Origin of the sequence: Rhodanobacter sp. L36, from assembly GCF_009765755.1 — a bacterium.
Taxonomy (GTDB): Bacteria; Pseudomonadota; Gammaproteobacteria; order Xanthomonadales; family Rhodanobacteraceae; genus Rhodanobacter.
In genome coordinates this window covers 87,025-106,461 of record NZ_LMUV01000002.1, presented here as the reverse complement: position 1 = coordinate 106,461, position 19,437 = coordinate 87,025, and the positions used below count along the sequence as shown (strand labels likewise).

Annotated in this window: 13 protein-coding genes; 7 read left to right on the top strand and 6 right to left on the bottom strand. The window is 62.4% G+C overall.

What is annotated here, in order from left to right:
* Nucleotides 1–33 precede the first annotated feature (33 nt).
* Both pgmB and GSQ73_RS00430 read left to right on the top strand, forming a co-directional pair.
* Nucleotides 34–3,180: a beta-phosphoglucomutase gene (gene pgmB / locus GSQ73_RS00435; protein ID WP_158879771.1), complete on the top strand. Its 3,147-nt coding sequence runs from the start codon at nucleotides 34–36 to the stop codon at nucleotides 3,178–3,180.
* Nucleotides 3,181–3,224: 44 nt separating this feature from the next.
* Nucleotides 3,225–5,816 (top strand): TonB-dependent receptor, encoded by a 2,592-nt coding sequence (locus tag GSQ73_RS00430; protein WP_158879770.1) that lies wholly within the window; start codon nucleotides 3,225–3,227, stop codon nucleotides 5,814–5,816.
* 154 nt (nucleotides 5,817–5,970) lie between these two features.
* Here GSQ73_RS00430 and GSQ73_RS00425 read toward each other — a convergent pair whose 3' ends face one another.
* Together GSQ73_RS00425 and GSQ73_RS00420 are read right to left on the bottom strand one after the other, a co-directional pair.
* A complete protein-coding gene (locus tag GSQ73_RS00425; RefSeq protein WP_158879768.1) occupies nucleotides 5,971–6,648 on the bottom strand; it encodes a TIGR02466 family protein in 678 nt (225 codons plus the stop codon).
* A 122-nt stretch (nucleotides 6,649–6,770) separates the two neighbouring features.
* A complete protein-coding gene (locus GSQ73_RS00420; RefSeq protein WP_158879766.1) occupies nucleotides 6,771–8,408 on the bottom strand; it encodes a HAMP domain-containing sensor histidine kinase in 1,638 nt (545 codons plus the stop codon).
* Between GSQ73_RS00420 and sucC the strand changes: the two genes are divergently transcribed.
* From sucC to GSQ73_RS00405, 3 genes are all read left to right on the top strand, one after another.
* Complete coding sequence (gene sucC / locus GSQ73_RS00415; protein ID WP_343160807.1) at nucleotides 8,356–9,864, top strand: ADP-forming succinate--CoA ligase subunit beta; 1,509 nt, start codon at nucleotides 8,356–8,358, stop codon at nucleotides 9,862–9,864. The two genes, GSQ73_RS00420 and sucC, sit on opposite strands and share 53 nt — an antisense overlap.
* 11 nt (nucleotides 9,865–9,875) lie before the next feature.
* Complete coding sequence (sucD, locus tag GSQ73_RS00410; RefSeq protein ID WP_158879761.1) at nucleotides 9,876–10,748, top strand: succinate--CoA ligase subunit alpha; 873 nt, start codon at nucleotides 9,876–9,878, stop codon at nucleotides 10,746–10,748.
* 74 nt (nucleotides 10,749–10,822) lie between these two features.
* Nucleotides 10,823–12,505, top strand: a complete 1,683-nt coding sequence (locus GSQ73_RS00405) for an NAD+ synthase (protein ID WP_158879759.1) — start codon at nucleotides 10,823–10,825, stop codon at nucleotides 12,503–12,505.
* 140 nt (nucleotides 12,506–12,645) lie between these two features.
* Here GSQ73_RS00405 and GSQ73_RS00400 read toward each other — a convergent pair whose 3' ends face one another.
* The gene (locus tag GSQ73_RS00400; protein ID WP_158879756.1) at nucleotides 12,646–13,500 is read right to left on the bottom strand and encodes an outer membrane protein assembly factor BamD; all 855 of its coding nucleotides are present in this window, start codon (nucleotides 13,498–13,500) and stop codon (nucleotides 12,646–12,648) included.
* 70 nt (nucleotides 13,501–13,570) lie between these two features.
* On the opposite strand from GSQ73_RS00400, the gene rluD reads away from it, so the two are divergent.
* Together rluD and pgeF are read left to right on the top strand one after the other, a co-directional pair.
* Entirely contained in the window at nucleotides 13,571–14,545 is a 975-nt protein-coding gene (gene rluD, locus GSQ73_RS00395) for a 23S rRNA pseudouridine(1911/1915/1917) synthase RluD (protein ID WP_158879753.1), read from the top strand.
* 83 nt (nucleotides 14,546–14,628) lie between these two features.
* Nucleotides 14,629–15,372, top strand: a complete 744-nt coding sequence (gene pgeF, locus GSQ73_RS00390) for a peptidoglycan editing factor PgeF (RefSeq protein WP_158879750.1) — start codon at nucleotides 14,629–14,631, stop codon at nucleotides 15,370–15,372.
* Between the two features lie 27 nt (nucleotides 15,373–15,399).
* Here the strand turns inward: pgeF and otsA are convergent, their stop codons facing one another.
* The 3 genes from otsA to otsB are packed head-to-tail and all read right to left on the bottom strand — an operon-like array spanning nucleotide 15,400 to nucleotide 19,380.
* On the bottom strand, nucleotides 15,400–16,782 hold the full coding sequence (otsA, locus tag GSQ73_RS00385; RefSeq protein ID WP_158879747.1) for an alpha,alpha-trehalose-phosphate synthase (UDP-forming): 1,383 nt from the start codon (nucleotides 16,780–16,782) through the stop codon (nucleotides 15,400–15,402).
* Complete coding sequence (locus GSQ73_RS00380; protein WP_158879744.1) at nucleotides 16,782–18,581, bottom strand: glycoside hydrolase family 15 protein; 1,800 nt, start codon at nucleotides 18,579–18,581, stop codon at nucleotides 16,782–16,784. Before GSQ73_RS00380 ends, otsA begins: the two co-directional genes overlap by 1 nt.
* Nucleotides 18,547–19,380 (bottom strand): trehalose-phosphatase, encoded by an 834-nt coding sequence (gene otsB, locus GSQ73_RS00375; RefSeq protein ID WP_158879741.1) that lies wholly within the window; start codon nucleotides 19,378–19,380, stop codon nucleotides 18,547–18,549. The genes GSQ73_RS00380 and otsB overlap by 35 nt, the downstream gene beginning before the upstream one ends.
* Nucleotides 19,381–19,437: the final 57 nt, after the last annotated feature.

Sequence of the window (19,437 nt, the reverse complement as noted above, 5' to 3'; positions counted from 1 at the left end):
TTCGCAGCCCTGCGGACGGTCGGGTCTCTTTTCATGAGCGCGAATCACCTGGACGCGTGGAATGCTTCTACCCAAACGGCTGAGTCTGCTGACGCAGGCGTGGCAGGCGGGAAATCCGGCAACGCTCAGGCGATCAACGCCTGGTGTCTGAAGCAGTCGGGCTGGCAGTCCGAGACGGCGGCGCGCGACGAGACCTTGTTCGCTCTGGCCAATGGTTCACTGGGTGTTCGCGGCGGTTTTGAAGAGTCACCCAGTCCGACCCAGGGCAGTTTTCTTGCGGGTGTGTGGGAACGGGCGCCGATCCATTACCACGAGCGCCACTTCGGATTCGCGCGCACCACCGATACACGCGTGCCGGTCGCCGAAGCGACGGCCATCAATATTCGCCTCGGCGATGTGCGCGTCGATCCCATGCGCGGGGACGTGCTCGATTTTCAGCGCACGCTGCATTTTCGCGAAGGCCGGTTGTCACGTTCCCTCCGCTGGCGCACCGAACAAGGCCAGACGCTGGAGCTTCAGGCGGAACGGCTGCTGCCTCTGGCGTATTCCGGACTGTTGTGTATCCGGCTTCGCGTGACCTCGATCGATTACAGCGGCCCCATCGCGCTCGAATCCTGCCTGATCGGAAGTCATGCAGCAGCCAAGCAGGGTGACGATCCGCGTATCGGCACGGACAGTTATCTGTCGATGCGCACCACGCATGCCGCGGCTTCGGATGTGCAGGCCGATCTGGTGCAGCGCACCGGCGAAAGTGCTATCGGCGTCGCCTGCCTTCAGCGGCATCAGGTTCGCGGGCTTGAATTTTCTGGTGCTGTTGCCGGCATCCTCGACGAGGATGCACGCCAAAGTTACTCAGGTCATCTCGATCCAGGCGAAAGCGTGCAGATCGAGAAATTTGTCTCGTACGCGTGGACACGTCCGCAGGAAGAAGTAGATGACCTGGCCTTGATCGAGCAAGCGGAAGGTCCGCTTGCCATCGTCATGGGCGCCGGTTTCGATGCGCTCGCGCGCGACCAGGCGAACACTTGCGCGTCGTTCTGGGATCACGCCGATCTGGCCATCGATGGTGATGCGGCCAGCGAGCAGGCGTTGAAGTTCAACCTGTTCCATCTCTTTCAGTCAGCCGGACGCGACGGCCAGAGCGGCATCGCTGCGAAAGGGCTGACCGGCGAAGGTTACGAAGGCCACGTGTTCTGGGATTCGGAAACCTTTGTGTTACCGGTGCTCGCCTTCATCTCGCCGGCGCTGGCGAAAGCCGGCTTGTTGTGGCGCATACGCATGCTCGATGGTGCGCGCAACCACGCGCGCGAAATGAATCACATGCGCGGCGCGCTGTATCCATGGCGCACGCTCAATGGCGACGAATGCTCGGCGCATTATCCCAGCGGCTCGGCGCAGTACCACATCAATGCGGCGATCGCGTTCGCGATCAAGCTGTATGTCGACGTCAGCGACGATCGCGGCTTTCTCGCCGGTGGCGGCGCGGAACTGCTTTTCGAAACCGCGCGGATCTGGCTGCAAGTGGGCCATTTCAACGCACGGCGGAATGGCCAGTTCTGCATCAATGACGTTACCGGTCCGGACGAATACACCGCGCTGGTGGACAACAACTACTACACGAATCGCATGGCGCAGGTGCACCTGCGCTACGCCATCCAGGTCGCTGGCGAATTGGCGATTGAGGCGCCGGTCGCCTGGAACGAACTGCGACAGAAACTCGATCTGTCCGACGAAGAAATTCACACATGGTCGGCGGCTGCCGATGCGATGTACCTGCCGCAGGACGAACGCCTCGGCATCGTCGCGCAGGACGATACGTTCCTCGACAAGCCGCTGTGGGATTTCGCCGCGACACCGCCGGAGAAATATCCGCTGCTGCTGCACTATCATCCGCTGACGCTTTATCGCCATCAGGTATGCAAACAGGCCGACGCGCTGCTTGCCTTGGTGCTGGCCGGCGACAACGTCGACAGCGCCACCAAACGCCGCAGCTTCGATTACTACGAAGCCATCACGGTGCACGATTCGACACTTTCCGCTTCGACCTTCGGCGTGCTCGCGGCTGAGGTCGGGTTGGCGGAAGAGGCCGATCGATATTTCCAGGATGGCCTTCGCGTCGATCTCGACGACCTGCACGCCAACACAAGCCACGGCGCGCACATGGCTGCGATGGCAGGGAGCTGGCTGGGGCTGGTCTGGGGTTTCGGCGGCCTGCGCGTGAAAAACGGCATGCTTGCCTTCGATCCCATGCTGCCGTCGCGGTGGCAGGGATATCGCTTTGGCGTGGTGTGGAAAGGTCGTCGCATCAGCGTCACCGTTGATGGACGGTCGGCTCTTTACAGCCTGATCGAAGGCGAAGCGCTCACGGTGACGCATGCCGGTCAGACGGTTGAGCTGATGAGCGGGAAGCCGCAGTCCATCGGTTTGAATCGTCCCTCGCAAAAAGCGACCGCGAATCAGGCGGAGGCAGCTTTCCCTCGGCGTATCCAGGCATTGATCTTCGACCTCGACGGCGTCCTGGCTGATACCGCTCACCTGCATCACGCGGCCTGGAAAAAACTCGCCAGCGAACTCGGACTTCCCTGGGACGACAACATCGGCGAGAAACTCAAGGGCGTGGATCGTACTGCGTCGCTGGAGATCGTGCTCGGTCTCGAGGCGTCGCAATATTCGGCAGCGCAGAAGCGCGAGATGGCCGATCGCAAGAACGATTATTACCGCGAAGCGATCAAGTCATTTTCGAAACAGGATCTGCTTCCCGGTTCACTGGCGACGCTGGAGGCGGCGCGCGAAGCCGGCCTCAAGATTGCGCTCGCTTCGGCAAGCCGCAGCGCCGGTGATCTCGTCGAGCGCATGGGCATCAGTCAATTCTTCGATCACATCGTCGATTCCTCGACGGTGGTGCATCCAAAACCAGATCCTGAAATTTTCCAGCGCGCCGCCGCCGCGCTGGGTGTCAACGCTGCCGCCTGTCTCGGCATCGAAGACGCACGTGCGGGGGTCGCGGCGATCAAGTCGGCGGGCATGGTTGCCCTGGGTATCGGTGACGACAAGGTGCTGACGGAAGCCGATGCGGTACTGCCTGATCTGTCGTCGTTTCGACTGGAAGATTTTGTCATCCAGACCGATCGCGACCTCGCCCGGCCGGCCGAGAAATCCATAGAAAAGATCACGGTGTGAATTCAAAAAACCAGTGTTCCAACACTATTTGAGGAGGGAGTTTCATGAAGCATCCAGAATTAATCAGGCTCGCGCTGGTCACGGCGATCGTCTCCGCACTGCCCCAGCTTGCATGGGCCACTGATCCGACTCCGGCCAACGCGCCGCAGACGGACACGCAGACCACCGGCACTGCTCCGGCAAAGAGGACCTCGGCGAATGCAAGTCTTGCCGACACCAAGTCGCTCCAGTCCGTCGTGGTGACCGCCAATGCGGGCGGCGTCAAGAAGCTGGATGCGAGCTACAACGTCGTGGTTGCCGACCGCGAACAGATCAAGATGTCCAACGTGAAGAGCACGGCCGACCTGCTGAAGATATCGCCCGGAATCTGGCCGGAATCGAGCGGCGGCCAGACCGGTGCCAACATCGAAATCGCCGGCTTCCCGGGTGGTGGTGACGCGCCGTACTTCACCAACATGGTCAACGGCACGCCGCTGTATGGCCTGTCGTCGTTGTCGTTCATGGACAGCAGCTCGCTGTTCCGCCTCGATGACACGATCGAGCGCGCGGAAGTCGTGCAGGGTGGCCCGGGCGCCATTTTCGGCCCCGGCCAGATGGGCGCGACTGCCAACTTCATTCTGCGCCAGGGCACGGAAGATCCGTCCGGTGACATCGGCGTGACGTACGGCAACGAAGGCCTGTATCGCGTCGACGGCTTCTACGGGTTCCCGATCGCCGAAAACTGGTATGGCAGCATCGGTGGTTTCTACCGCAAATCCGATGGCGTGCGCGATCCGCAGTACCCGTCCGACAACGGCGGCCAGCTCACGGCCACGCTGACCCACGACATGGACAACGGCAGCCTGATGTTCTGGGCACGTGCACTGGACGACAAGAACCAGTTCATCACGCCGGTGGCGATGATCCAGGACAGCGGCGGTTCCTTCTCCAATTTCCCAGGGTTCAACGCACTGACCGGCACCTACTACAGCAAGGCGATCCAGCATGTGGATGTGCCTGATCCGTACGGCCGCATGCAGAGCGCCAACCTGGCCAACGGCCGCGGCGGCAAGCTGAATTATTTCGGCGGCAGCTACAACGCCGACTTCGATGGCTGGAAGGTGGACGACCACTTTGTCGTCGGTGGCGGCCAGCTCAATACCAATGCGCTGTTTTCCGGTCCCAATCCTAAGCCGCTGAGCTACTACGAGCATGGTTGCAACGTCGCGCAGCCGACGGGTTATTGCGGCCCGGGCAATGTGCCGGTCGACACCGACACACTGGGTCTGCCAGCCGGTACCGTCGTGAATGCCAACTACGTCGGCGGTGGTGCGGTATCGCCGGACCAGAGTGTGATCCATCAGGGCTGGTGGTACATCCAGAAGGAGATCCACACGGTCAACAACGATTTCCGTCTGAGCAAGGAATTGTTCGATGGCAACACGCTGACTGTCGGTCTCTACCTGGCGCGCTCGACCGACCATGACAACTGGTCGCTTGGCAACCAGATGCTGATGACCAATACCAACAACGCCAAGCCGATCACGATCAGCTATGTCGATCCGACAAGCGGGCAGACCAAGTACGTTTCCAACTCGCAGGGTTTCGTCGACTTCAACGGCAACTTCGACATTGACGAAAACGGCGTGTCCACCAACAAGGCGTTTTACCTGTCTGATTCGTGGAAGCTCGACAAGTTGACGGTCGACGTGTCTGGTCGTGTGGAGAACGAGCACGCCAGGCAGGAAACCTGCAATTTCAACGTCGTGAACCTCGACGGCGATCCGAACACCCTGTACGACAACAATGTCAGCATCTGCAACGGCACCTTTACGCACCTGAACTACAACAAGACCCATCCGTCGTTCAGTGCCGGCGCCAACTACGAGCTCGCCGACAACATGAGCGTCTACGTACGCGGCAACACCGGTGCGCATTTCGATGACTTCGACAACGGTATCCGCGGTACGGGCGGCGACTTCGCGCCGATGACCAAGATCCGCAACCTGGAGGGTGGCTTCAAGTACCAGTCGCCAATCTTCTATGTGGATGTCAGCGGCTACCTGCGCAAGTTCACCGGCCTGCAGTATCAGGAAACCAACGGCGCGGGCGTCGCGTTCGGGCCGATTTCCAGCTACGGCTCATCGACCAAGGGTATCAACCTCAACACCACCCTGACCCCGGTCGAGAACCTGAAACTGGCGTTGGTCGCGGATTATATGGACGGCCACTACACCGGCTACAACGGTTGCGCCCCGTACGTCGACATCAACGGCAACACGCAGTGCGTCAGCCTGGACGGTGCGCCGCTGCAGCGTCAGCCGAAGATCCGCTTCATGTTCACGCCGAGCTACCGCGTCGTGACCACTTGGGGCGACGTCACGGGCTGGGTCACGTTCTCGCATTCCGGTCAGCGTTACGAAGATCAGACCGGCCTTCAGCCGCTGGGTTCGTACCACACGCTGGATGCAGGCGTCATCGCCAACTACGGCAAGAACTGGCAGTTCACGCTGGCCGGAACGAACCTGACCAACGAGATCGGCCTGACCGAGGGCAACTCGCGCATCTTCGGCGTCAATGCCGGCGTCAACAACGTGATCATGGCCCGCTCGATCGAAGGTCGTGAAGTGAACCTGCAGGCCAAGTACCAGTTCTAAAGAAACATGCGGCACTGATGACAGAGCTGGCCCGGGTCGAATTCCCCTCCTCGACCCGGGCCTTTTTTATGCGCGAAAGATTGGTTGCCGCTGCGTTTTGCCGATCACGAATCGAAGTGCAAACGATCGTTGTCGCTTGCTCGCGAGCGATCGATCAGGGCTTCACCACGTTGAATGAAATCGAGATGCGCGGTTCGTCGTTTCCATGTGGTTCGACGTAGTGCTCCATCCATGAGGGAAACAGCACCAGCAGGCCGGCGTCGGGCGTCAGATGGATGTCCGTATAGCCGTTGGGCACGCTGCCCTTGATGGCGCCGTGCACGACGCCGGCGCGCGGATCGCGAAATACCAGATGGCCCGAATGCTTCGGCACTTTCAGATAGAAGCAGCCGCAGAGCAGGCAACCTTCGTGCACGTGCAGAAAGTTGAAGCCGCCGCGGTCGTGCATGTTGATCCACGACTGCAACTGGAAGTCCGTTCCGCGCACACCCATTTCGCCCAGCGCGACGCCGCAGGCTGCGCGGAGGATTTCATTCAATGGTGCGAACGCCGGCTGTTCCAGCACGGCCATGTCCGCACTGTTCCAGCCTTGGCGATTGGTCCGTCCTGCAGGCTCGGGACTTGCTGCGCGCATGGCCAGCACGGTGCTTTCCCAACGCTCGAAATGAATACTGAGCATCGTGAGCGGGCTCTGCCAGATACGCGTCGGGAATAGGTCGAAGGAACGCAACGTCGGTGGCACGACCACGGTCGATGTGCCGAATGCGGGCTTAGCCGTGGTGGCATTGGCGGACTTGAATCCGTTGAAGTTGAACGTGAAATTTCCAGCCATCCTCGTCAGTCCTTTCTCTGTTCCAGCGAGCGGATTGCCATTGCAGCAGGCGATGATGCGCACGGCCTTGCGCGATCAACAAGGTCGTGCGCGACGCATCCCGAAGTCGAGTGGCGGCGGCTTCAGAATGATTCTTCGCTCACCGTCCGCGCCATGTGCGCCGGTGTGAGTGTGAGGCGGAAACAACTGCCGCCGCCGGCCACGCGCACGTATTCCAGTGCGGCCTGATTCGCATCGCTCATCTGTCGCGCAAGGTACAGGCCCAGGCCCGTGCCGTATTCATGCGTCGTGTAGAACGGTTCGAAAATCTGCGCGGCAACTTTCGGCGCGATGCCCGGACCGCGGTCGATCACTTCGAGAATAGGCACGCCGTGTTCGCCTTGCCGAGTCACCACCATCACGCGCGCCGGTTCGCCGGGCAGGCGACCGTAACGCAGCGCGTTCTGCACCAGATTCCACACCACTTGCTGCAACTGTTGCGGATCGGCGACGGCCGTCACCGGGGCGCCGGTGCTGGCAATCACGCGCAGCGAATCCGCACCGAGGTCGTTGCCTTGGCTGTATTCCTCGACGAAACCTTCAGCCCAGTGGCCGAGGTCGAGTGTCTCCGGCCGCGAGCGTTCGCGCCGCGACAATTGCAGGATGTTCTCGATGATTTCGTTGAGGCGGATGCAGTGGTTGTTGATGATCTCGACCATGCGCTGGTCGGTGGTATCCATGCTCTTGGACTCGGCCAGCAGCTGTGCCGAGTAGCGGATCGCCGCGAGCGGATTGCGGATTTCGTGCGCGATGGAAGCAGAGAGTCGACCGAGCGACGTCAGCGTCAGTTCTTCTGCGCGACGCGACAGAAGCGAAGTGTCGTCGAGGAAAATCAGCACGTGCGAATCGTCGTTGGGCGCCAGTCGCGTGAAGCGCGGCACCACCTCGGGCACGCCATCGGCAAGCTGCGTAGCTGTTTCGTCGAGCTTGCCCGAGGTCATCCAGTGGTAGAGCCGCCGCGAGAGTTCCGGTGCAAGCTGGCCGAGGTCGCGCTGGTCGGCGCCGGGGTTGCCCATCAGCATCCAGGCCGATTCGTTGATCTGATGGATGCGGTTGGCATCGTCCACGAGCAGCACGCCGGTTTTCATGCGCCGGATGATCAACTCGTTGACCTGCGCCAGGTTGGCAAGGTCGGTGCTGCGTTGTTCGGCCAGCGCTTCGGTGGCGCGCAACTGTCGGCCCAGCACATGGCACAGCGTGGTGCTGGCGAAATAGGCGAGGCCGAACAGCGCCGCTTCGAGCAGATCGCGGTCGCCCGGCTGGCTGCTCGTGGTACCGAAAAAGGTGTTGCCGAGAATACCCAGCGTGGCCAGCGCGGCGAAGAAACTGGACAGCCGCAGCGGCAGGATCAACGCGCCCGCACTGAGATTTACCGCCAGCATCATGGCGATGCCGATGCGCGCTTCGTGCATCGCAGAAATGGCAAGTACGGCGGCGACGATATCCACCACCAGTGCCGCCGACACCGCAATGGTGACGAAGCCCATGCTGCGGCGATTGAACAGCAGCGCGATCAGCGCGAAGACGAGATACAGCGTGGCGACGCCGCGGGCGAAGTCGGCCGTGTGCAGCAACGGCCAGCCCAGGCCGGCCGGAGTAAAGGCGAGGCCGGCATAGACTAGCGCCTGCACCAGCCTGAAGACATTGAGGAACGACAACTCGTGACGAATGGTGGCATTGACCGCCGCGCGGGTGGCGGAAAGAGCTGACGTGCTGGACAAGTGCGAGGCACTCCGGGGCGGGTTCGACGAGCTTGCGGCGAGTATAGAGTGGCTGATCGCCGATGTGCCGACAGGCGAAAGCCCGCAGTGGCGCGCCGGATCGATGAAAAAACACGTCGCCCTTTCCATTGCCGGCCGGTTCCGCGAAAATGGGCGGCCGCATGGCGCGGCTCTGTCCGTTTGTGGGCATGCGCACCGCATGCCGGCAGGGCTTCCCCCGCCATCCGACCTCCCTGACCCACGCTGTGCATGCGTGCGGCCGCCATGTTTTTCCGTTCGCTCGAGGTATCGAATGAATTTCCACGAATACCAGGCCAAAGAACTGTTCGCGCAGTACGGCATCGCCGTACCGCCGGGCAAGATCGCCAGTTCTCCCGATGCTGCCGTCGACGCCGCCAAAGCGCTGGGCGGTACGCAGTGGATGGTCAAGGCCCAGATCCACGCCGGCGGCCGCGGCAAGTCCGGCGGCGTCAAGTTCTGCCGCAGTTTCGACGACGTGCGCGCTGCCGCGAAGGGCATGCTCGGCACGCAGATGGAAACCTACCAGTCCGCCGGTCGCGCGCTGCCGGTGAATCTGGTGCTGGTCACCGACGCCACCGATATCGCTCGCGAGCTGTACCTGTCGATCCTGGTCGACCGCGACAGCAAGTCCGTCTCCTTCATTGCCTCCAAGCACGGCGGCGTGGACATCGAGCAGGTGGCCAAGGACACGCCCGAAGACATCCACACCATCGTGATCGATTTCGTCGAAGGGCTGCAGCCGTACCAGTGCCGCCAGCTTGGCTTTGCGATGGATCTCAACGCGAAGCAAGTCAACCAGCTGACGAAAATCATGCTGGGCCTGTACAAGCTGTTCAACGAACAGGACCTCGCGCTGGTGGAACTCAATCCGCTGGCCGTGCTCGAGGACGGTAACCTCGCCGCGCTCGATGGCAAGGTCAACTCCGACGACAACGCCGAATTCCGCCATCCGAACCTGGCGTCGATGCGCGACCTCTCGCAGGAAGACGCCGCCGAAGCCGCCGCGGTGCAGAACAACCTCAACTACGTGACGATGGACGGCACCATCGGCTGCATGGTCAACGGCGCAGGCCTGGCGATGGCCACGATGGACGTGATCAAGCTGGCGGGTGGCGAGCCGGCCAACTTCCTCGACGTCGGCGGCGGCGCCACCAAGGAGCGCGTGACCGAGGCGTTCAAGCTGATTCTTTCGTCGGACAAGGTGCGCTGCATCCTGGTCAACATCTTCGGCGGCATCGTGCGCTGCGACCTGATCGCCGAAGGCATCATCGCGGCGGTGAAGGAAGTCGGCCTGAAGATTCCGGTCGTGGTGCGCCTGCAGGGCACCAACGTGGATCAGGGCCGCGAGCTGCTGGCCAACTCCGGTCTGGCGATCACGCCGGCCGACGATCTCAACGACGCGGCGCAGAAAGCCGTGGCTGCGGCCAAGGGCTGAGGAGCAAACGAATGAGCGTTCTCGTCAACAAGAACACCAAGGTGATCGTGCAGGGCTTCACCGGTCAGCAGGGCACCTTCCACGCCGAACAGGCGATCGATTACGGCACCAAGGTCGTCGGCGGTGTCACGCCGGGCAAGGGCGGCAGCGAGCACATCGGCCTGCCGGTCTTCAACAGCGTGTCCGAAGCGGTCTTCGAAACCGGCGCCGATGCGTCGGTGATCTTCGTGCCGCCGCCGTTCGCGGCCGACTCGATCCTCGAAGCGATCGATGCCGGCATCCGCGTGATCGTGGCGATCACCGAAGGCATTCCGGTGCTCGACATGCTGCGCGTCAAGAACGTGCTGCAGCAGCATCCGGAAATCGTGCTGATCGGGCCGAATTGCCCGGGCATCATCACGCCCGGCGAATGCAAGATCGGCATCATGCCCGGCCACATCCACATGCCCGGCAAGGTCGGTATCGTGTCGCGTTCCGGCACGTTGACGTATGAAGCCGTATTCCAGACCACCAACGAAGGCCTTGGCCAGTCCACCTGCATCGGCATCGGCGGCGATCCGATCAACGGCCTGAGCTTCATCGATTGCCTGAAGATGTTCCAGGACGATCCGCAGACCGAAGGCATCATCATGGTCGGCGAGATCGGCGGCAGCGCCGAGGAAGACGCCGCGGAATTCATCTCCGAATACGTCACCAAGCCGGTCGTGTCGTTCATCGCCGGTGCGTCCGCCCCTCCGGGCAAGCGCATGGGCCATGCCGGCGCGATCATTTCCGGCGGCAAGGGCACGGCCGCGGCGAAGTTTGCCGCGCTGGAGAAAGCCGGCGTCACCACGGTGAAGTCGCCGGCCGACCTCGGCAAGACGCTCGCGAAGCTGATGAGGTAAGTCGCCATCGCGGTAACGTAAAATGCGAAGGCCGCGATTCGTCGCGGCCTTCGTCTTTTCTGGAGTTCCGCTTCATGGCAAACCTGCGGTTGGCGCTGGCCCAGTTCGATTTTTCGGTGGGCGCGGTCGCGGCGAACGCCGCCAAGGTTCGCGAGCTGACGTCCGATGCGCGCAACGGTGGCGCCGCGCTGGTGGTGTTTCCCGAGCTGACGCTCAGCGGCTATCCGCCGGAAGATCTGCTGCTGCGTCCAAGTTTCCTCGCCGCCTGCGACGGCGAACTGCAAGCGCTGGCCGCCGCCACCCACGGCATCGCGGCGCTAGTTGGCCATCCGCACAGCGAAGGCGAGGTCTACAACGCCGCAAGCCTGCTGCGCGATGGCGTAGTGGAATGGACCGCGCACAAGCAGGCCTTGCCAAATTACGGTGTGTTCGACGACAAGCGTTATTTCCGTCCCGGCCATCAAAGTTTTACCGCGCTGATCGATGGTGTGCAGGTAGGCATGCTGATCTGCGAAGACGTATGGCAACCCGAGCCGGCGGCACAGGCCGCGGCTGCTGGTGCCGAGTTGTTGGTGGTGATCAACGCCTCGCCGTGGGATGACGCCAAGCAGGCCGATCGCGAAGCCGTGTTGATCGCGCGCGCGCAGGAAACCGGTTGCGCCATCGCTTATCTCAATCTGGTTGGTGGGCAGGACGAAGTGGTCTATGACGGTGCGTCGCTGCTGGTGAACGGCGACGGTTCCATCGCTGCGCGCGCACCGGTCTTTGTCGATGCGCTGCTATGGGCAACCTTCGATCCGCAGACCCGTCGCCTGCATGCCGAAGACTGGCCGGTGCTCGAAGATCAAAGCATCGAGGCGACGCTTTACGCGGCGCTCGTTTGCGGCATCCGCGATTACATCGACAAGAACGGTTTCGCCGGCGTGCTGCTCGGTCTTTCCGGCGGGATCGATTCGGCATTGACGCTCGCGCTGGCCGTCGATGCGCTTGGTGCTGCACGCGTTACCGCGGTCATGATGCCGACGCGATACACCTCGCAGCTCTCACTCGATGGCGCGCGCGCACAGGCTGAAAATCTCGGCGTGGATTATCACGTCATCGATATCGAGACGACGTACCAATCGTTCATCGACGCGCTTACGCCAGCCTTCGCCGGCAAATCCGCGGACACGACAGAGGAAAACCTGCAGTCGCGCACGCGTGGCGTGATGCTGATGGCGTTGAGCAACAAGCACGGTCGGCTGCTGTTGGCGACGGGCAACAAGAGCGAGATGGCGGTCGGATACGCCACGCTCTACGGCGACATGTGCGGTGCCTACGCGCCGTTGAAGGATGTCTACAAGACCGAGGTTTACAGGTTGGCGCGTTGGCGCAATCAAGCCGGGCATCGGAAGATGGGACTCGGGCTTCAAAGCACGAACACTCACGGCGCGCTGGCGACTCCCGATTCCCGACTCCCGATTCCCATGGAAGTCATCGATCGTCCGCCCTCGGCCGAACTGCGCGACAACCAGACCGATCAGGATTCGCTGCCGCCGTACGACGAGCTCGACGCGATCCTTGAACACTTCATCGAGGGCGAGCAATCGCAGGCGGAGATTGCCGCAGAGGGTTTCGATGCGGACACGGTACGTCGCGTGGTGCGACTGGTATTGCTGAACGAATTCAAGCGCCGGCAATCCGCGCCGGGCCCGCGCGTGACGACGCGCGCATTCGGTCGCGACCGGCGTTATCCGATTACCTCGGGCTGGCGCTGATCTGATTTGATCTGCGCCGGTTTGATCACAGATCAGACCGGCAAACAGGCACGCAGCTCAAATCGAAGGCAGCAAAAAGCCGAAGGTCACGCGTCGGCTTTTTGGTCACATGTTCGGTTCGAACGACCGACGCAGTGGGATTACTGGTGCCCCGAAAACGGCACCATCTTGCGCAATGTGGAAGGCGAGTGCGGCCACTTTGCGTCGGTCAAGTAGGGGTGATTCGGGTAGTTGAGCGCGAGCACCTGACGCGACTGTTCGGCCAGTGCCTTGCGATCCAGCGCGATATAGCTGCGCGTGAGAATGGCCAGCGCATCGCCGGTCTGCGGCGCTTCCTGGTAGTGCTCGACCACGTACTGCGCGCGATCGGCCGAGGCGATAAACGCCTTGTTGCGCAGGTAGAACTCCGCCACGTTGATCTCGTACTGTGCCAGCACGTTGCGCAGGTAGATCATGCGCTGGCGGGCATCGGCCGTGTACGCGCTGTCGGGGAAGCGGCGCGACAGCTCGGAAAAATCGTCGAAAGACTGCAGGTTATAGGCCTGATCGCGACGCGCCTGCGCGGCGTCCATATGAACGTAACGCTCGATCACGCCCGAGGTGCGGTCGAAATTGATCAGGCCGCGCAAGTAATAGGCATAATCCACATGCTTGTGGGTCGGAAACGTCTTGATGAAGCGGTTGATGGTCGAAAGCGCGTCGTCCGGCTGGTTGTCCTTGTACTGCGCGTAGGCAAGATCAAGCTGGGCCTGCTCGTTGTAGTCGCCCGAAGGGAAGCGCGCGATCAGGCGCTGATAGGCTTTGGTGGCAGCGGAATAATCGGAATTCTCCAGCGACGCGTGCGCGTTGTCGTAGAGCGCATTGAGCGGCATCGTGTCGATCGAATCACGCTTGTGGTGAAACATCGAACACGCGCTCAACGTCGCAAGAAGAGCGACGGTGGCCAGCACCTTCAGCACGGGCAAATGGAAGATGGACAACTTGTTTGAACGCATGGGAAGTGATTCGGATGTTTGATCGAAAAGGCATGATAGCCGAAACCGGCTGCGGCCCGCGGGGTGCGGCATGACCACCATCCGGGCCGAAGCGGTCGTACCGCTGACGGCGGCAGGACGCAGGTTCGACCAGTCTGTGGCCGAGATGTTCCCCGATTATTCGCGTTCCCGGCTCAGCGGCTGGATCAAGTCTGGCGCGGTGACACTGGATGGCGCGCCGGCAACCCCACGCCAGCTGCTGCGCGGCGGCGAACAGGTACGCATCGAGGTCGAGCTGGAAAACGAAGTGACCAGCGTGCCCGAAGCGATTTCGCTGACCATCGTGCACGAGGATGAACACGTGCTGGTGCTGAACAAACCGGCCGGTCTGGTGGTGCATCCGGGCGCCGGCAATCCCGCTGGAACGCTGCTCAATGCGCTGCTGCATCACGACCCGCGGCTGGCCGAATTGCCGCGCGCAGGCATCGTGCATCGGCTGGACAAGGACACTTCCGGCCTGATGGTCGTGGCCAAGACGTTGCCGGCAGTCACCGCACTGGTGGAGATGCTTTCGCAGCACGAAGTGGAACGTCAGTACGAAGCCGTCGTGCTGGGCACGATGGTCGCTGGTGGCACGGTGGATGCGCCGATCGGCCGCAGCATGGGCGATCGCCTGCGCCAGTCGGTACGCGACGAGGAAGACGGCAAGCGCGCGGTCACGCACTATCGATTGCGCGAACGCTTCCGCGCGCACAGCCTTTTGCAGTGCCAGCTTGAAACCGGACGCACGCATCAGATTCGCGTGCATCTGACGCACATTCACCATCCGCTGGTCGGCGATCCGCTGTACGGCGGCGGCTTCAAATTGCCGAAGGGCGCATCGCCGGAACTGACCGCCGTGTTGCGTGGCTTTCGTCGCCAGGCGCTGCACGCGGAGAAGTTGTCGTTCACGCATCCGGTGACCGGCGAAGCGCTGTCGTTCAACGCCGAGCGCCCGGCCGATCAGCTGGAGTTGATCGAGGCATTGCGCGCCGATCTCCTCGAGCATGGATCGGATCACTACTGAGTTGCTCGTAGCCGAGGCGTCGCGTGGTACGCAAATAAACTTCGTTTAAGCTTGGTGATTCCCTATTCCTGATTTCCGGCAAGATGACCGATAACTGGATATTTCCCGACTGGCCTGCTCCGTCGCGCGTGCATACGGCAGTTTCCACACGTCATGGACCGGGCGTATCCGCGGCGCCGTTCGAGCGTTTCAATCTCGGCCTCAGCAGCGGCGATGATGCGGATACAGTGCAGGCGAATCGCAGCGCGTTGCAACAGACCTTGCGCCTGCCCGCCACGCCTCGCTGGCTTCGTCAGGTGCACGGCACCGGCGTCGCCGAACTGGGGCCGTTGCCGAGCAGCGACGCACCGCAGGCGGATGCGGCGGTATCGCATCTGCCGGGTACCGTGCTCGCGATTCTCACCGCGGATTGCCTACCGGTATTGTTCTGCTCCGCCGACGGCAGCGAGATCGGTGCGGCACATGCGGGCTGGCGCGGACTCGCTGCCGGCGTGCTCGAAGCGACACTGACTCAGCTGCGTTCGCCACGCGACCAGTTGATCGCGTGGCTGGGACCGTGCATCGGCGCGGCCTCGTACGAAGTGGGCGAGGAAGTACGCGCCGCGTTCGTCACTGACGATGCATCTGCGGCGCAGTGCTTCGAAGCGAGTCGGCCGGGCCACTGGCTATGCGATCTTGCCTCGCTCGCGCGTCGCCGGCTCGAAGCGGTCGGCGTGCAGCAAATCCATGGCGGCGGATTCGACACGCATGCGGACGAGCGGTTCTATTCCTACCGGCGCGAAGGCGCGCGCAGCGGCCGGTTCGCGAGCCTTATCTGGTTCGATTGAATCGGACTCCGCCAAATATGTAAGCGCCTAGCGTGTGAGCGCGTGCAGGTACGTGTTGCGCCACGCCGTGATGTCGTTCTTCTCGATCACATCCATCATTGCGTGCCAACGCTCGCGCCGCTCGGACAGACGCATGGTCAGCGCTTGCTGCAGCGCGTCGGCGACTTCTTCGGTGTCGGCGGGATTCACCAGCAACGCGTCGGTGAGTTCCATCGCCGCGCCGGCGAAACGCGACAGCACGAGCACGCCCGGATTGTCCGGGTTCTGGCACGCCACGTATTCCTTGGCGACGAGATTCATGCCGTCGCGCAGCGGCGTCACGAGGCCCACGCGCGCGGTGCGGTAGTAGCCGCTCAGCAGGCGATGCGGAAACGATTTGTTGATGTAGCGAATCGGCGCCCAGTCCGGCGTGGCATATTTGCCGTTGATGTGTCCGGCGCTGCGTTCCAGATCACGGCGAATCTGTCGGTATTCCTGCACGGTGCCGCGCGATGGCGGCGCGATCTGCAGGAACGTGATCTTGCGATGCAGCTCGGGCGCGCGTTCGAGCAGCCGCGCAAATGCCTCGAAACGCTGGGGCAGGCCCTTGGAATAATCCAGACGATCGACGCCGATGATCAGTGATCGACCTTGCAAACTCCTGCGCAGTTGATCGATCTCCTCGTTTGATTCGGCCGCACGCGCAGCTTCGGCAATCGCCGGCGTGTCGATGCTGATCGGAAAAGCCGCGGCGCGAAAAAGCCTTCCGCCCGGCATTCGCATGCGTCCGCCGAGGCGCATTACCGCGCCGGCTTCGTGCAGGAAATAATCCTCCAGTGCGCGCAGATCGCGCGCGGTATGCACGCCGATCAGGTCGTAGCTCGAAAGTGTTTCAAGCAGCTCGCGATGATTGGGCAGCGCGATCAGCAAGCCTGCAGCCGGCAGCGGTGTATGCAGAAAGAAACCGATGCGATTTTTCACCCCGCACTTGCGCAACATCGTGCCCAGCGGAATCAGGTGATAGTCGTGCACCCAGATCGTGTCGTCGCGACCGATCAGCTTGCTCAGCTCCTCGGCGAAGAGCTCGTTGACTTTCAGATAGCCGTCCAGATGGCTGCGCTGGTAGTCAACGAGGTCGGGTCGGTAATGCAGCATCGGCCAAAGCGCACCGTTGGCAAAGCCGGTGTAGAAGTCGTCGTGATCCTCGCGCGACAGGTCGATGGTGGCGTAATCCACGTTGCCGTCGGCGATGTGATGGACCTCCGCGCCGGTTTGCGCAGCCACCTTGCCGCTCCAGCCGAACCAGAGTCCGCCATGTTCCTGCAGCGCCGCCTGCAGGGCGGACGCCAGCCCGCCTGTGGCGGTCTGGCGCGGCAAAGCCACGCGGTTGGAAACCACCACCAGTCTTCCGGCGCGCTTTGCAGAGGTCATCACAGCGCGTCCTCCCAGCGTCGTGACAGCCGCATCGCGGCCTGGATGAGGCCCACCAGCGAATAGGTCTGCGGGTAGTTGCCCCAGTGCTCGCCGCTGGCTGGTTCGATGTCCTCCGACAGCAGGCCCAACGCGTTTCGCTGTTTCAGCATGTGCTCGAACATCGCCCGTGCGCGCTCCTTGCGGCCAGTCGCGGCCAGCGCCTCGATGTACCAGAACGTGCAGATGTTGAAGCTCGTTTCCGGCGCGCCGAAATCGTCCGGTGCCATGTAGCGGAACAGGTAATCGCCACGACCGAGCGCTACGCCGATGGCATCCACGGTGCGGACGAAACGCGGGTCGCTCGCCTCGACGAAGCCGATGTCGGCGAGCAGCAGCAAACTGGCATCCAGATGTTCACCGTCATACGCGTCGACGAAATGGCCGAGCTTTTCGTTCCACGCGTGTGCTTCGATGCGTTCGTGCAACTCCACGGCTTCGTCGTGCCAGTAGCGCGCGCGATCGTCAAGACCAAGTTCGGTGGCGATGTGCGCAAGGCGATCGCACGCGGCCCAGCACATCGCCGCGGAATAGGTATGCACGGCAGCGCGCCCGCGAAATTCCCACAGGCCGGCATCGGTCTGCTCGGCCATGCGCAGCGCCATGTTGCCCATGCGTTCCAGCCGACGGAAAGTAATCTCGTCGCCGCGATGCTCCAGCCGGCGATCGAAGAAAAGTTGCGCCGACGCCAGCACCACCGAGCCGTAAACATCGTTCTGCCGTTGTCGCCATGCATCGTTGCCAACGCGCACCGGGCTCATGCCCCGGTAACCGGCGAGGCTTTCCACTTGGCGCTCGGCCAGGTCACGCTCGAAGGTGATGCCGAATACAGGCCCGATTTCGGCGTCTTCTTTCGAGGCGACGAGATTGAACACGTAGCGGATGTATTCCTCCATGCTGCGTGTCGCGCCGAGCCGGTTGAGCGCGCGCACGGTGAAGGCCGCATCGCGCAGCCAGCAGTAGCGGTAATCCCAATTGCGCGCGGTGCCGCCGGCTTCGGGAATCGACGTCGTCAACGCGGCGACGATCGCGCCGGTCGCTTCGTACTGGCACAGTTTCAGCGTGATGGCCGCGCGGATCACCGGCTCTTGCCACTCGTAGGGAATCGACAGATAACGCACCCAGTCACGCCAGTATCCCAGTGTGCGTTCCAGCGCGAGGCGGATGAAATCGGCGGGGTTGTCATTGAGTGTTTCGTCTGGACCGAAGATGAAATGCGCCGGTCGATCGAGTCCGAACGGCAGCGCGCGTTCGATCAGCGGCGCGGCGATATCGCTGGTCATCCGCTGCACCACGTCGCTCAGCAAGTAACGAATGTGGTTACTGCCCGAGGTGGTTTGCGCGCTGCGCGCACCGTAATCGCAAAGCGGTCGCAACAACACACGCACGCGTGGCGAACCACTGATCGGCGCCACGCGGCGCGCCAGCATGACGGGATGATATAGACGTCCATTTGAACGATGGCGCGGCGCGAAGTCGGTGATCTCGATGGCGCCGCCGTGCTGGTCGAACAGACGTGTCACCAGTACCGCCGTGTTGTCCAGGTAGAACTGCCCGGCGTGGTCGAGATCTTCCAGTTCGATGGCCCAGTCGCCGCCTTCGCCAACGGGCGAAAGCAGCGAACAGAAACTCGCGTCGGCATCGAAACGCGGCAGGCAGCCCCACACGATGCGCGCGTGACTATCGATCAATGCGGCAACGCTGCCGTTGCCGATCACGCCCAGCTCAAGGCTGGTGCTGTCCTCCGGTGTGCGAGGCATGCAGGTGGGTTCCATGGTGAGTCAGGGTGTCGAGAATCCGGGTCAGCCACACCGCGGTCGCAGCGGGGCCTGGAAGGGTGAAACGGGCCAGCGTGGGTTCGCGCGAGCCGATCCGCACGCTGATGCCGTTGCGCTTGTTGGCGACGGCGAACGCGTATTCGTCGGTGAGGTCATCACCGGCGTACACCGGCACGCGGCCGACGAACGGCTCGCGGCCAAGCAGCTCCTGCATGGCGCGTCCCTTGTCCATGCCGCTTGGTTTGAATTCGAGCACGCGTCGGCCGGGTTGAAGTTCGTAACCGGGCAGTTCGCGCAGCAGGTCGCGCGCGGAATCGTGCACATCAGCGAATTGTCGCGCGTCGCCCAGGCAGTGGAGCGCGATCGACAGTTGCTTGTCTTCCACGTGTACATCGTCGAATTGTGCGGCCAGCCGGAGTGTCGCCTCGCGCATGCGCGCCTGCTGTTCTTCGGGCACATCGATGCGACGAAAACTGCCGTTGGCGTGGCGCAGTTGCAACCCGTGCAATCCGATCGCCGCCCATGGTGGACGGCCAAACAAGCGATCGAGATCTTCCAGTCCACGACCGCTGACCAGCGCCAGCGCGCCATGCAACGCGCGATGCAATCCGTGCAACAGATCGAGCAAGGTGCCATTGACCGAGACCGCGAGCGGGTCGTCGGCGAAATCGAGCAGCGTGCCATCCACGTCGAGCAGCAGCGCCCATGGCGCGTGTTCGGGAAGCGGTGGCGCGGGCAGCGATGTCGGCGCGGGTTGTGTGATGGAATCGGATGTTGACATCGACCCGACCGTACCAAACCGAATGTGAAGAGCTTCTAGCCACGATGGACGCTGCGC